The organism is Faecalispora jeddahensis, from assembly GCF_000577335.1.
GTDB lineage: Bacteria > Bacillota > Clostridia > Oscillospirales > Acutalibacteraceae > Faecalispora > Faecalispora jeddahensis.
On sequence record NZ_CBYL010000001.1, the window covers coordinates 112,400 to 127,204 of the forward strand.

The 14,805-nt window shown below is 50.3% G+C and carries 11 protein-coding genes; 5 read left to right on the forward strand and 6 right to left on the reverse strand.

Going from position 1 to position 14,805, the window contains the following annotated elements; genetic code table 11:
- Positions 1 to 42: 42 nt before the first annotated feature.
- Together TY09_RS00490 and TY09_RS00495 are read right to left on the reverse strand one after the other, a co-directional pair.
- Entirely contained in the window at positions 43 to 408 is a 366-nt protein-coding gene (locus tag TY09_RS00490) for a DUF4180 domain-containing protein (protein WP_042429959.1), read from the reverse strand.
- Positions 409 to 1,092: 684 nt separating this feature from the next.
- Positions 1,093 to 2,016, reverse strand: coding sequence for a LysR family transcriptional regulator (locus TY09_RS00495; RefSeq protein ID WP_009066309.1), 924 nt, complete (start codon positions 2,014 to 2,016; stop codon positions 1,093 to 1,095).
- Positions 2,017 to 2,209: 193 nt separating this feature from the next.
- Between TY09_RS00495 and TY09_RS00500 the strand changes: the two genes are divergently transcribed.
- The 5 genes from TY09_RS00500 to TY09_RS00520 all read left to right on the forward strand — a co-directional run bounded on the left by TY09_RS00500 (position 2,210) and on the right by TY09_RS00520 (position 8,892).
- Complete coding sequence (locus tag TY09_RS00500; protein ID WP_009066464.1) at positions 2,210 to 3,766, forward strand: acyl-CoA carboxylase subunit beta; 1,557 nt, start codon at positions 2,210 to 2,212, stop codon at positions 3,764 to 3,766.
- A gap of 47 nt (positions 3,767 to 3,813) precedes the next feature.
- Entirely contained in the window at positions 3,814 to 5,010 is a 1,197-nt protein-coding gene (locus tag TY09_RS00505; protein ID WP_009066383.1) for a CaiB/BaiF CoA transferase family protein, read from the forward strand.
- A gap of 725 nt (positions 5,011 to 5,735) precedes the next feature.
- Complete coding sequence (locus tag TY09_RS00510) at positions 5,736 to 6,245, forward strand: tripartite tricarboxylate transporter TctB family protein (protein ID WP_009066455.1); 510 nt, start codon at positions 5,736 to 5,738, stop codon at positions 6,243 to 6,245.
- A gap of 20 nt (positions 6,246 to 6,265) precedes the next feature.
- Positions 6,266 to 7,792, forward strand: a complete 1,527-nt coding sequence (locus TY09_RS00515; protein ID WP_042429962.1) for a tripartite tricarboxylate transporter permease — start codon at positions 6,266 to 6,268, stop codon at positions 7,790 to 7,792.
- Between the two features lie 71 nt (positions 7,793 to 7,863).
- Entirely contained in the window at positions 7,864 to 8,892 is a 1,029-nt protein-coding gene (locus TY09_RS00520; RefSeq protein ID WP_042429965.1) for a Bug family tripartite tricarboxylate transporter substrate binding protein, read from the forward strand.
- Between the two features lie 183 nt (positions 8,893 to 9,075).
- On the opposite strand, the gene TY09_RS00525 is transcribed toward TY09_RS00520, so the two are convergent.
- The 4 genes from TY09_RS00525 to TY09_RS00540 form a co-directional block, all read right to left on the reverse strand.
- Positions 9,076 to 9,678 carry a uracil-DNA glycosylase family protein gene (locus TY09_RS00525; RefSeq protein WP_042429968.1) on the reverse strand — a complete coding sequence of 201 codons (603 nt, stop codon included), beginning with the start codon at positions 9,676 to 9,678 and terminating at the stop codon, positions 9,076 to 9,078.
- Positions 9,679 to 9,798: 120 nt separating this feature from the next.
- Positions 9,799 to 12,459, reverse strand: a complete 2,661-nt coding sequence (gene ppsA / locus TY09_RS00530; protein WP_042429971.1) for a phosphoenolpyruvate synthase — start codon at positions 12,457 to 12,459, stop codon at positions 9,799 to 9,801.
- Positions 12,460 to 12,519: 60 nt separating this feature from the next.
- A complete protein-coding gene (locus tag TY09_RS00535) occupies positions 12,520 to 13,134 on the reverse strand; it encodes a TetR/AcrR family transcriptional regulator (RefSeq protein WP_042430131.1) in 615 nt (204 codons plus the stop codon).
- Positions 13,135 to 13,361: 227 nt separating this feature from the next.
- Positions 13,362 to 14,372 (reverse strand): FkbM family methyltransferase, encoded by a 1,011-nt coding sequence (locus TY09_RS00540; RefSeq protein WP_042429974.1) that lies wholly within the window; start codon positions 14,370 to 14,372, stop codon positions 13,362 to 13,364.
- Positions 14,373 to 14,805: the final 433 nt, after the last annotated feature.

Here is a 14,805-nt window from a genome sequence, read left to right on the forward strand (position 1 = left end):
ATAATTGATCAATAAAATGCGAGAGCATAGCAGCACACAAACCTACACTCTGCACAGCTTTTGTGCCGCCTCTTCCTCCGACGCGACGAAAAAGACACTGTGGCCCTGATTGCTCTCATAAATAAAATCCCTTAAGGCCTTGCTGGTATATTTTGAAAAATCACCAATGATCGCGATCTGGATATGGTAGGTGACAAATTTTTGAAGAATCTCCCCGGCAAGACGGGTGCTGAGCTGAAAAAACTCTTCCGGGAAGGCTTCTTTCGAGATTGCGATACGGTTACACCCGGTCTCGTACTGTACCGTCATCATCAGGTCCAGCGCAGACTGCACATCCGAAATCAGCTGGTTTTGTGAATTAATCAGGGCATAGTCCTGCCCGTTAAGCTCTTTTCTTTGAATGTTCATAACTTCTCCTTTGATTTATAACTTTTTTTGCTCCTGCGCCAAAGGCTTTCTTCGGCTCATGAGGAAAGAATTCCTTGGCCCACTGCTGAGCTTCCCCTAGAGCACATCGATTTCTTGGTCAAGTACGGGCTGTCTCCGGCCCTGCCGCGCAAATTGGTAGGATGATTTTATCATGTCACTTTTTTCGCGTAAAGTCAATTGCGGGAGGAAATACGCTGTTTATTTCAAAAACGCAGTTTCAAAATCATAAAACAGTGATAAAAATGGGGATGACAAATTGGAAAGCAGAAGCTTTCTGGCAGAGCAGAGCGGGATTCAAGCCACGGCGGGTATAACGAATCCTTTTTAATCCGGTTTTCTGATATCCGTCCTCAGCGGATAAATGACAGATGACATCAAGAACCAATGGGTTTCACCGATCGAATTAGCTGAGAACCCGACGGGGTCAAATCGATAGAAATAGCCAGAGATAGGATGCCCCCAGTCAGAGAGCTCTATATTGGGCTGCATTGCGAAAAACAGATAAGAAGGTATAAAAATAAGTTTGCCGGTGCCATCAGGTACTGACAAACTTATTTTTATGCATTGCTATGACATAAACAAACCTGAATTTCATCTGGTTTTTCAAATGAATCCATAACTTGAAAGTTATTAAACTGCTTCAAACAGCGCGCGCCAAATCTGTCATAAAGATGCTTCCTCTTCCGTTTGAAACTGCTGCAGAGACTGTTTACGGTAACCCTGAAATTTATTTTGCAGATAAGCGGCAAACTCGCGGGCGGCCCTGGTCATATATTTGTTCTTTCGACAGGTCAAGACCACGTTGCGGGTGCGTCGTACGTCCTCAATCTCCAAAAAGCGGACCTGCGGATCGTACAGATGGCGGAATTGAGCTGAACTGGAGGCAATGCCGATGCCGACATTGGCATTGATCAGCTCCCTGCGCAGCAGATGGTCGCATTCCATGATATAGTTGGGCGTGATCCCCAGGTCAGCGAACAGCTGATCTGTCTGCGTGCGAAAGGGCAGCCCCTTTTGCAGCATGATAAAACGCTCGTTGGCGATCTCTGTCAGGCAGACGCTTTTACGATTGGCCAAGGGATGATCCGGATGCACGGCGATCATGAATTTATCGCGCAGCAGCAGGGTAGAAATCAAGTCCTCGTCGTAAATTCCGGGGGATGACACGGCCAGATCGATCTGGCCGCTCAGCAGCATGAACCGGATATTCTGAATCTCTTCCACTCGCTGCTGCCATTTGAAATCAGGATGCTGCCGGATAAAGACATCCATCCCCTGCAAAAACTGCGGGCTGGTCACCGCCAAAGAGATGAGCATGTCCGAATCCTGCGCCATGTTTTGCAATTCGCGCTTGGAATCGTCCACCTCGATAAGGATGCGATTGACACGGCGTAAAAAGGCTTCCCCATTTTGATTGAGGAAAATGGCCCGGCTGTTGCGATCAAACAACGGTATTCCCAATTCCTGCTCCAGTCGTGCGATCACGGTGCTCAGCGCCGGCTGAGAGATGTTTAGTTCCGCCGCTGCCCGAGTCATGTGCTGATAGCGCGCGACAACCTGAAAATAGCGTAGCTGCGTCAATTCCATTGGATAGCACCCCTCATAGTACTTTATCTGATGTTCGAATTGATAACTTTGACGTTATTGTAATATAAGAAAATTGAAATTGCAACTTATCAAACCGTTATTTATAATAAAAATGCAAAAAGATTCCTTGGTTTCTTGCTGAAGTTGCAGCAATGATCCGGAAGATGAACTGCCGCAAAGGAGTTGCTTACATATGGAAAACACAACCAGGATTCAGGAAATGTTGGAAAAAAAAGCGAAAATCATGCAGGGCGGGGGTCCGCAGCGCGTTCAAAAGCAGCACGCCGCCGGAAAGCTGACCGCCCGGGAACGCCTGGACCTGTTGTTCGACCCCGGCACTTTTCAGGAATACAACATTTTCATGAAGCACCGCTGCCATGATTTTGGAATGGAAAAGGTCGACACACCCGCCGAAGGCGTTGTGACCGGATACGGCTTGGTCAATGGCCGCGGCGTGTTTGCCTTTGCGCACGACTTTACCGTTCTGGGCGGCGCTATGGGAGAAATGCAGGGCATGAAGGTCAAGCGCATACAGGAGCTGGCGCTGGATGCCGGCGTCCCTTTCGTCGGTCTGAACGATTCCGGCGGCGGCCGCATTCAGGAAGGCCCCGCCACCTCTTACGGCGCGATCTTCTACAACAACGTGATGGCCTCCGGTGTGATCCCACAGATATCCGCTGTTATGGGCCCCTGCGCAGGCGGCACGGTTTATTCCCCCGCCCTGACGGATTTCGTTTTTTCAGTAGACAGGACCAGCCGCTCTTTTCTTACGGGCCCTTCCGTGATCAAAAACGTGACCGGCGAAACCGTGGACGAGGAAACGCTGGGCGGCGCCAGAACGCACAACACACTTTCGGGCGTTTCCCACTATTTCTGCGAGGACGACGTCGACTGCATTGAACAGATCAAGGTTCTGCTGAGCTATCTGCCCCCCAACTACCGGGAGCCGCCGCCGGCCTATCCCTGTACCGACGCTCCCGACCGCCGCTGCGAGATGCTCAATACCTTTATTCCAGACAACGAGAGAAAAACCTACAATATCAAGGATATTATTCTGGAGATCGCCGATAACCACGATTTTTTTGAAAGACAGGCCATGTATGCCACCAACATTGTCACCGGCTTTATCCGTATGAACGGAAAATCCGTAGGCGTTGTGGCAAACCAGCCGCAAAGTCTGGCAGGCTGCATCGACATCAACGCCTCTGACAAGGCGGCCCGATTTATCCGCACCTGCGACTGCTTCAATATTCCTCTGCTGTCCATCGTAAGCGTACCCGGCTTTCTGCCCGGCATCGATCAGGAATTCGGCGGCATCATCCGCCACGGCGCCAAGATGCTCTACGCGTGGTCTGAGGCCACAGTTCCCAAAATCGTTATGGCGGTGGGCAAGGTCGTCGGCGGTGCACGCCCAGCCATGTGCTCGTGGGAGCTGCATCCGGACATCATTTTTGCGTGGCCTTCCGCGCAGATGATCGTGGTCGGCGCAGAAAGTGCCGTGGATATTTGCCGCAAAAAGGAGCTGAAAGCCGCGCGGGAGGCCGGAGAGGACGTGGACGCCCTGCGCCGGCAGTATATTGAAGAATATACCCGGGAGTTCGTCAACCCCTATAAGGCGGCGGAATTCGGCAAATTCGAAGATATCGTTGAGCCGGCACAATCCCGGCACATCATCATCCGTGCGCTGGAGATGTTCCGCAACAAAAAAGTTGTTCTGCCGGCACGCAAGCACGGCAACATTCCCCTGTGAAAGCACTGCGCAAGCAGAAGAAACCGATACAGAAAAGAGGAATCCTTATGACTGGAAAACACGGCCCGCTCAGTGGCATTACGGTGGTGGATCTAACACAGTTCCTGAGCGGCCCCCTGAGCACGATGATCCTGGCGGATTTGGGCGCCGAGGTCATCAAGATCGAACGTCCCGACCGCCCAAAAGCCAGCGGCCCGTTTTTGAACGGCGAGCGGATCTACGACCTGTCCATCCAGCGCAGCAAGAAAAGCATCACCTTAAATCTGAAAGCGGAAAAGGACAAACGCGTCCTGATGAAGCTGATTCGTCAGGCGGACATTCTGGTAGAAAACTTTAAGCCCGGCACCATGGAACGGATGGGTTTCGGCTATGATGTGGTATCCTCCATCAATCCCCGCATCATCCACATGGCGATTTCCGGCTTTGGTTATACAGGGCCATACCGTGAGCGGGGTGCGCTGGACATGGTGATCCAGGGCATGAGCGGCCTGATGAGCCTGAGCGGCGAGCCGGACGGCCGCCCCATGCGCTGCGGAACCTCCATCAGCGATGTGGTCAGCGGTCTGTATGCTTTCGGGGCCATGGCGGCCGCCCTGTATGACCGGGAAAAGACCGGCAATGGTCAGTTTATCGATGTAGCGATGCTGGACGCAACCTTCTCCTGTCTGGAAAACGCCGTAATCAACACCTGCATCACCGGTAAAAATCCCACACGGGTGGGCAACAGTCATCCTACCAGCGTTCCGTTCGGCACCTTTCCCGTTCTGGATGGTGAGATCATCATCACCTGCTCGCGCGATGCCGCATTTTATGACCTCTGCAGAGCCCTGAACCGCGAGGATATGATTGACGACCCGCGCTTTTCCAAAGCGGAAGCCCGCCGGCAAAACAGGGCGCAGCTGACCGAGGAGATCAGCAGAATCACCAGCCAATACACATTGGATGAATGCGAGAAAATGCTGGAGAAATTCGATGTACCCAACGGCCGCATCAACACGATGACCATGATCTGCGCCGACCCACAGATCGCTGCACGGGAAATGATTGTAGAGGCGGAGCATCCCGTGGCAGGCAAATATAGAATGGCCGGCAACCCCATCAAATTCAGCCAGTACCCGCTAACTCAATATGGGCCGGCCCCTACGCTGGGTCAGCATACCCGTCAGGTTCTCACTGAGTATCTGCACATGCCGCAGGCAGAAATTGACGACCTGCTGGCCGGTCATCAGCCTTTGTGCAAATAAATCGCACGATCTTTCCCGAAAGGGACATCGCCTGACGGAAGCACCTGCGGTTTTTGGGCAAGCCAATTTGCGTAAAAAGACGAAAGCGTGGATACAGAAAAAAATTGGTAACCCCGATATGAAAAAACTGATTGACGAGGTAAGTTTTTCCCGATTAAGATGAAGAAAACCGGCGAAACGATTGGATACCTGCCGAATGAAAGCATTTTAAAAAAGCACAACGCTTCCATTTTTCAGAAGGGTAGGCTGTACATAATTTGGTATGCGGTCGCCTGCTCAGACAGGGCTTGGAATCCCCCTGATACGCTGCTTCTCCGCATCGTTTTCCAAGCCCTGTCCAGCTTTCGAAGGATCTGTTTAAATCTTAGAAAGCTTGTTTCAACGGTTCTTACCCTTGGCGGCGGCTGACTACGACCAGATACCGTGCGCTTGCGGCAGCTTCGCTGACAGCAGAGAACATCTGCGGCAACCGGACATTGTCTTGATTCTCAATTTGAGCAAAGGATGGCTGCGCTTGCTCCTGTCTTAGAAACATATTTCTTGGATTTTGATTTTTATTCTATGGGGGCGTGACAGATGCTTATGCGGTGATATCCACTTTTTGCCTGGCAGCGGAAAATAAGGAGAAAGGAGATTGATGCAAAAATGAGTTACATAATGAAAGCATCCCTCAACATGGTTTTGAGCTTTCACCTCATGCCCAATCAAAAAAAGGGGGCGGCACTATGAAATTTGAAGTACCAAAAATCCAGTTGAAGGTCACTGCAAAGACCGGAAACCTTGCTCTGAGTATCGTTGCCATGCTGGGTGGCTGCGTGATCCTGATCCTTACGAAGTTTCAAAGCCTGAGCCTGTTCAGCAAAGGACTGCCCGGGGCCGGATTCTTCCCCGTTTTGTGCGGTGCGGCCATCACCCTGTGCGGGATCGGCATCCTAGTCAACACGCTGCGGCGCATCAGAGCGCAGGACCCAGAGCTGGAAAAGAATCTTGTTGATGAAAACGAGCTGACAAACTTTTTGTTTGTGACCGGCCTCTCTGTTTTTACGCTGATCGCTTACCGATGGATCGGCCTGCTTGTCTGCCTGTTTGTTGTGGTACTGGTGGTCTGCCGGTTTCTGAGCAAGGAGACATGGAAGAAGTCCCTCCTTGTCGCTGCGGGCACATTGATTGCCTTCTATCTGTGCTTTGTGGTTGGGCTGAACATTCCCATGCCGAATAGCCTTATCGGAATATAAAGAGAAAGAAGGTTTATGAAATGGACTACATATCGGAAGTCTTCTCCAATATGAGCATGGGCTTCCAGCTCATGGCCGACCCCATCATCCTGCTTTACTGCTTCGCCGGCGTTGTGCTCGGCGCTTTCATCGGCGCCCTGCCCGGCCTTGGCCCATCCTGCGGTATTGCCATCCTGCTGCCGGCCACCTACGGCATGGACCCTACCTCCGGAATCATCATGCTGTGCGGCATCTATTATGGCGCTATGTACGGCGGCTCCATCACCGCTATTCTGATCAACGTTCCCGGCGACGCGGCTTCCGTCTGCACGACGCTGGACGGCTACCCGATGGCCCGCAGAGGCGAAGGCGGCAAGGCGCTCGGCATGTCGGCGTTTTCTTCCTTCATCGCGGGCACCATCGGAACGATTATGTTCATGTTTCTTGCGCCTTTCATCGCCAAATATGCGCTGACCTTCGGTGCGTCTGAGTTTTTCGCACTGATGCTTCTGGGGTTGACTTCCGTTGCCGGCATGGCGGGCAAGTCCCTCTCCAAAGCGTTTCTGGCAGCGCTGATGGGCCTGTTCATTTCCGTCATCGGTCTGGATTTGATTACCGGCCAGCAAAGGTTCGTTTTCGGGAACGTCAACCTTTATTCCGGCATCGACTTCATTCCCCTGGCCATGGGCGTGTTCGGCATGACCGAACTGATGCTGACCAGCAAGGCGGACGAAATCCACATCGACGTGGACAAAGCGACACTCAAGATTCGGAACCTGTTCCCCAATAAGAAAGAGTGGAAGATCTGTATGCCGCATATCATGAGCGGCACGTTTCTGGGCTTTGGCCTCGGTATGATCCCCGGCAACGGCGCCACCGTCGCCTCATTTCTTGCGTATGATCTTGCCAAGCGCACCTCGCACCGGGGCAAAGAGTTCGGCACCGGCTGCATTGAGGGAGTGGCAGCACCGGAAGCCGCCAACAATTCCGCCGTTTCGGGCGCCCTGATCCCCATGCTGACGCTTGGCGTCCCGGGTTCCGCTGCAACCGCGGTTCTGATGGGCGCCCTGATGATGATGAATGTAACGCCCGGTCCGTTTCTGTTCAGTGATCACCCCGAAACCGCCTGGGGACTGATCGCCTCGATGTATATCGGCAACATCATCATGGTCGTTCTGGCCTGCGTCTGCCTGGGTCTGTTCGTCAAGATCCTCAACGTCAAGCCCCATACGCTCAACGCGGTTGTTCTCGCCTTTATCCTGATCGGCGCGTATACACTGCAGAACTCCATGTTCACAGTAGGGCTGACCGTCTTTTTCTCCGTCCTCGGCTATTTTATGAAGAAGCTGGGTGTTCCTGCAGCCCCCATGGTTCTTGCGCTGGTACTGGGCGCCCTCACCGAATCCAGCCTGCGCCGCGCGCTGATTATCGCCGACAGCAATTTCCTGAACATGCTCTCCCGCCCGATTACGGCCGTCATTCTGGTACTCGTTGTCCTCATGGCCTTCAGTGCTCCCCTGAAAAACCTGTTTTTGAATCGCAAGAATAAAAATGCCGTCCATTCCTGAACGCTATATACAGTTTGATTTCTAACTGTGTATATAAAAAATTTGTCCCCTACAAAGGAGAGGAGTCAAAGATGAAAAGGATAAAAAGAGGGTTACTTTTACTGCTGGCTGTTTCCATGATGCTGTCTTTGGTTGCCTGCGGCGGTGCTCAGACTGCAAATCAAAGCGGCGGCTCACAGGCTGCGGAGGCAAGTACCGCTGAGGAGTGGGTTCCCACAAAAGACATCGAGTTTGTAATTCCCTTCGCTGCCGGCGGCGGCAACGACATTATGGTGCGAAAGATCATTGATATCATTCAAAGAAACAAACTGTGCCCCGTGAATGTTGTTCCCGTCAGCAAGCCCGGCGGATCCGGCGTGGTCGGTTATACCTATCTGTCCTCAAAGGGCAAGGGCTATGAGTATGCGCTGGCCTCGACATCCGCCAGCTTTTACACCCAACCCCTGACCGGCAACTCCCCCTTTACCCCGGATGAAAAAAGCTTCTCTTTCGTGGCGCACCTGTGCAAGGACCCCGTTGTGCTGACTTCTGTCGCTTCCCTCGGCTTCAAATCCCTGGACGATATTGTGACCTATGCAAAAGCACACCCCGGCGAGCTGAAATATGCCGGTACCGGGATTGCCTCCGACGACGCAATCATCATGGCGATGCTCAACGACCTGTACGATATCAATCTGGTTTATGTGCCCTATGATTCCGCCGGGGAAATGCTCACTGCGCTGCTGGGCGGGCAAGTGGAGCTGGCCGTGCTCACGCCCGCAGAATCTATAGAGCATATGAAAAGCGGGACCTTAACACCGCACGCCGCTTCTGCAGATGAACGCCTGTCGCTTCTGCCGGATGTGCCGACCTTCCTTGAACTGGGTGTCGACATGAATCATCAGCAGAGCCGCGGTATCGTAATGAACCCAGATTTGGACGAGAACGTTCAGGCCTACTATTCCGACCTGTTCAGGCGCGTCTCAGAGACCGAGGATTGGAAGCAGTTCATCAACAGCAACAATATGACAAACTCCTTTATGGACTACAAACAATATGCCGAATTTTCCAACGGACTGAAAGAGAAGTACACCACTTACCTGAGCCTGGTAAAGAAGTAATCCTCCGCTCTATACTCTTAAGCTCAGATGGAAAACAGATTCTCTTCGTTCTGTCCTTCCCCCATTATTGGAAGATTCCCTGCAAAGCTAATTGGAGTGCTTCTTTTGAAGCACTCCAATTAGCTTTTTCTATTCTCAATTTGAATACCGCGGCATTACGTCCCTGAGGATCCGGGCTCTTTATTATGAAATCCCCAGTACCCTATGCACTTCTTTCTGCACCTCGAAAATTCTTTTCTCTGTAAACTCGGGATAGTCTTTAAACCACTTCATATTCAGCGGGGACGGATGCGGCAGTACATAGGCAGGCTTCCCGTTGATCTGTTTATCTTCAAAAGCCAATGCAGTAATTTTTTCACGAGGGAAGAAAAACTCTGCCGCGATTCCGCCGATGATAATATAAATGTCGTTATCGACAAGCTCCATCTCCCGCAACAGCCACTGTTCAGAGCAAATCTTGGGCGGACGACGGTCTCCGCCGCCCGGAGCCTTGCCGGGATAACAATGTGCCATTGACACAATGTAAAAATGATCCGGATTATAAAAATCCTCGTCCGATATGCGGTACCATTCCCCGCGCAGCCTTCTTCCGCTGGCATCATTAAACGGCCTGCCTGTTTCATGCACACTTTTGGACGGAGCCTGGCTGATCTGCATGATTTTGGCGTTGTGGTTTCCCTGCACGATGGGATGCGGTTCGAACCCGAATACGTTCTGACACGAGCGACACTGCAAGATTTGATTTTGCAAGTGAATCAGCTTGTTTTTATTTCCTTTTTGCTCCATCTCTTTCCTCTTTCTCTCTTAAAAATAAGCAATGCTTTCAGATCGTTTGAAGTTCTTCGGCACCGGCAATAGAAAATCGATCTCTGAACGCCGGGATTTCGGGCTTCTCTCAATATTGGTTCATTCCTGCGATAGAATTTCCACGTATCCCTCTGTTCCGTTTACCCGGATTCTTTGCCCGTCTTTGATCAGCTTAGTAGCGTTTTCCACACCCACAACCGCGGGCAGACCGTATTCTCTGGCAATCACGGAACCATGGGTCATCATCCCGCCCACTTCTGTCACCAAACTCTTGATGGACACAAACACCGGCGTCCAGCTTGGGTCGGTAAACGTCGTGACCAGAATATCGCCATCCTCCATGTGGGCATCCTCTATTTTCAGAACAACCCGCGCCCGTCCCTCCACGGTTCCGGAGGAAGCGGGAATGCCTGCCAAAGCCCCTTTCGGGATATTCCCGGTATCGTATTCACCAGACAGCGCCTCTCCTTCGGAAGTCATGACGCGGGGCGGCGTCAGTTTTGTGTAGGTTTCGTATTCCTCTTTCCGCTCCGTGATGATATCGTAATCCACCCGGTTGGTACGAACGGCCTCACGAAGTTCCTCAAAAGACAGATAGTAGATATCCTCCTTTTCCCGGAGCACGCCCTTTTGCACGAGTTTATCGGCCTCCCTCAGCAGGGCCTGTTTAATAATCCAGTAATACCTGACCATCAGGTACTTCGGGTATTCCCTGTAGCCGATGAAGTTGCGCAAAACGCTGATCTTCTCCCTGGCTTTCTTGGCCTTTTGTTTTCCGCCGGGCAATTGTTCCAAGCGGTTCAGAAGATCCTGTTCGTTCCGTTTTGCTTCCAGTTGGCCCTGTTCCGTTCTGGTGCTATGAGCGCCCGGCCCAAAGTTTTTGATGTTGCTGAGAATGGAAGGGACGAGGGCGGTCGGCTGTTCGCTGAAACGAGGTCTGGTAATATCGATCTCGCCCGGACAGCGCATGCCGTATTTTTCAAGATACGCCTGTATGGATTTACTGACGGCGTCTCCGCCTTCCAGCCCATTCAGGTCCTCAAAAAAGGTTTGATCTTTCGCGTGCCCCAAATACTCCATCACTGCCGGGGATTGCCGAACGACGTCCGCCACATCCAGCAGCTCCAGACCCATTTCGGAAGTAATGTTGTTGGCTGCCGATTTGGAAAGAGAATCCGCAGCATTTTTTTCACCGAGCCACTTTTCCATGTTCTTATTGATCCAGCTGGACGCCAATGTTCCGGCATAAACCGCTCCCATGCTTTTGGGGTCGCACACCGCTTCTTTCATGTGCTTGAGCTCTCTTATAACAGCGGCAAACAATTCTTCTCCGGATAGGCTTTCCATCCTGTGCTGCAATTCTCTGATAGATGCCTCATTTTGAGACATTAATGTTGGAACGATGGATGCATCGTTGTCGCGGGATATCTTGATCGACTGAACGACCAGCCCCCAGGAAAAGTACCCTGTGCCCATGCTGAAGAACCCTTTCCCGCTGCGCGACAATGATTTCAGAAAATCCTTCCGTTTCACCAGGCTCTTGAGCATATTCAGCACGAGAGGGTCGATCTTGCCCATAGAGGCGAGCACAATTTTTCGTCCTGCGGGAGAAGACAAATCGTGTGCCAGATCGAAATAAAGCCTCCCGCCGATTGGAAGGAACAAAGCCTCTTCGGACTTTTTCTCCGGCTTATCCTGAAACCCTAACTGGAAAAAGGACAGTCCCAATGGTTTCATGGCATCGGTCATCATCTGCTGATGGCTGAAGGACATATAGACATGGTTTTTCCCGTCCTTTCTGTCCGGAACGGGGTACAGCGTGGTGATGGGACGGCTTTGGACGATAAAGAATTGATGCTCATACAGGCACCATTCGATGTCCTGCGGACGGCCGAAATAGGCCTCGATCCGTCTGCCCGTTTTCTCAAGCTCCAGAATCTGCTGGTCTGTCAGCGTCTGCCGGTTCTGGTTTTCGGCCGCGACCTTTTTCTCCTCCGTGCCGCCTTCCTTTAGGGCATAGATCGCCAGCTTCTTAGTGGGTATCTTCTTATCAATGATCCTGCCGTCACGCACCTTATAGTTATCTGCGTTTACGAGACCGGAAACCAATGCTTCGCCAAGCCCGAAGCTCGCATCGATGGACGTGACCTTTCTGTTCATCGTGATAGGGTCTGCCGTGAACAGAATTCCCGAAGCCTGCGGAAAAACCATCTTTTGAATCACCACAGAAAGAGATACTTTACGGTGATCGAACTGATTCTGCATGCGGTAAATCACCGCGCGGTCCGTAAAGAGAGAGGCCCAGCATTTGCTTACGTGCTTTAAGATTTCGTCCCTGCCGATGATGTTCAGATAAGTATCCTGCTGCCCCGCAAAAGAAGCGGTCGGCAAATCCTCCGCAGTTGCGCTGGAACGAACCGCATAGGCGTTCTTCTCCCCAAACTTTTCAAGAAATGCCGTTATCTCTTCTTCTATCTCCGCGGGGATCGGGAGGGCTTCGATCAATCCGCGGATTTTCCCGCTCATCTCGCTTACTTTTACCAGCTCCCCGGCGCTGAGGGCTGACAGCTCCCCCACCAAAGCATTGAATTCCTCGCTGCTCTCTACAGCACGGACATAGGCGTCGGTGGTGATACAGAAGCCCTCGGGAACCTGAATCCCCTCGACTCTTGACAGCTCCCCCAGATTCGCGCCTTTACCGCCGGCTACTGCCAGCTGCGTTTTATCTATGTCTTTCAAACTGAATACATATGATTTCATACAGATGCTCCTCACGATTACCGGCGGAAAGCGATGTGGATTCCGCAGAGTGACTTACGTTCAGCCCACATATTCTTCTTTGTAAAAGTTGTTTCTGAGCATATCCAGACATTCATCAAATTCTTTTTCAAATTTGTTAAAATCAGGCTCCGACACGTTCAGCTGCTTTGTAAAGCCGTCCGCAATCCATTGAAGCATCCTGATCAAAGATTTCAGGTTTACGGTATCCTTGAACTTTGAAACGTCCGCGCCCTCAAGAACGATTCTATTTCTAAAGTCTTCCCCGCCGTCAATGATATTCTTGATATCGGCCTTTACTTCTTCGTCGTTTTCAAAATACATACCGGCTAAAAAAGCAGGCATCGCAGCATGCTGTTTCATCACCGAAAATTCAATGTTCGACGATATCTTCATTCTGTCAAAAAAATCCGTAACGCTGTTGTCGAAATGACGATCGATCTCAGCCATCATCGTCTTGCCGCACAGCTCGACCAGGTACAGATATAACGCCTTCTTTGTGCCAAAATAATGGAATACCATCGCCTTTGAAATCCTCGCCGCGGCAGCGATATCACTGACGGAAGTTTTTTTATATCCATTGATGCCAAACGCTTTGAGCGCCGCATCAATGATACTATTCTGTTTTTCTTCCGGCAAACAAAAAAATCGTTCCAAATCCATTTACCCCCAAACACAATTGACCGAATCGGTTTATAATGCTAAAGATAGCACTATAAACCGATTCGGTCAATGGATTTGATAAAAATATTTTTGTATTTGTTGTGATGCTATTTCGTTCTCTTTCCCCCACTTGCATCCGCTTGATGATTACGGGAAAGTAATAGGGCCTTAAAGCAGTTGAAGCATTTATTCTCTGCTTCTTTCCATGGCAAAGAATTTGCCTAAACTGCGTACAGAATATATTCGGTGGGAAACACCGGCGACCCATAGTAACGTAAATAAAAATGGTAGGATGGGTCGGCTTCATAAATCATGCGTGTCAGTTTCCAAAGGTCTTTGTGATTGTGGTACACGCTTAACGCGAGCTTCGGATGATTTTTCTTTATTTTTTCCAAGCATCCCAAAAGGGCTTTTTCTTCCCCGCCCTCAATATCCATTTTAATGAAGGTTATGTCTTCCTCAATATCATCATCTATTTTTACAATCGGGACGGTCATCTCTCCGCTTTCAGAAAGCTGGTTGATGGAAGACAGCTCGTTGGAAGAAAGATACATCGTACCGTTTCTGTCGCTCGCGCCTTTTTCTTTGATCTCAACATGATCAATATGGAAAAGCTCGATATTCTTTTCGATATATTCAATATTTGCGAGCGCTATCTCGTAGCAATACAGTTTTTTATAGCAGTCATTTCCGAAAGTCTGTACATAACTGACGAGGGTATCTCCGATAAATCCCCCGACATCTACAAAGACCTCATCTTTGCTGCATTTTACAATATCGAGATCAAAATACTGGGAAAAGGTTTTGTCATATATCTGATCGATTCTTTTGGGATCTGACATAAGCCAGTAGTAAAGGATATTGACAAGTATCCGTTTGGAGCGATAATCGTTCAGGATTTGATAAAGCCATTTGAAATCCTCCCTGTGCTCCACAAAGGCATGGGCTCTGTTTTCTGCAAGCTCATAATCTTCCTGCTCCGGGTAATAAGTCCCCCAGAGCTTATGCTCATTAATAAAGTTGACCGTGTTATTGTATACCCGGTTATTTGTTGTGCTGAAATACTTTAAATTTCGTTTGATGGCCTCCGCCATTTGAGAAACGTCTTTTCCTTCCATAAACTCCATCAGGCTTTCAAATTCCATATCGATTTGGTTCGGTGTTTCCGGTGAGGAAGCATGATCGATATCGTTAAAATCATTCGCTGCTGAAGATTCTGACTGAGTGGACATTCTCTATCATTCTCCTTAAAATTGTGTATTCTTGTTATCATATGTGGCTTTGAAGCAAATGGTGTGGCGCGGTTTTGATGGAAGGCGGCATGGACTATGCTATATTTCTGTCAGAATTGACGCGCTGTAAAATATATGCCGCGAATAGCAAAATAACTATCCGCGGCAGTTCAGTGTATTGATTCAAATCATATCCGACACGTAAAAATGTCAGCCCTCCCATCGCGCGGCCGATATCTCTTCACTTTGTATCTTTAAGATATCCTGCATCCAGTTGCGTCAGGGTTTCATCGCCGTTTCCGTCATCAGTACGCTGTCCGAATACCGTCAGTTCTTATCCATCAGTCCAGTTTTACTGTAATTGCCATACCGGGGCAAGCTCCAGCTTGCTGCTGTGTGCCAGGGAAGAAAATTCATTGGCCGAATTTTCAAT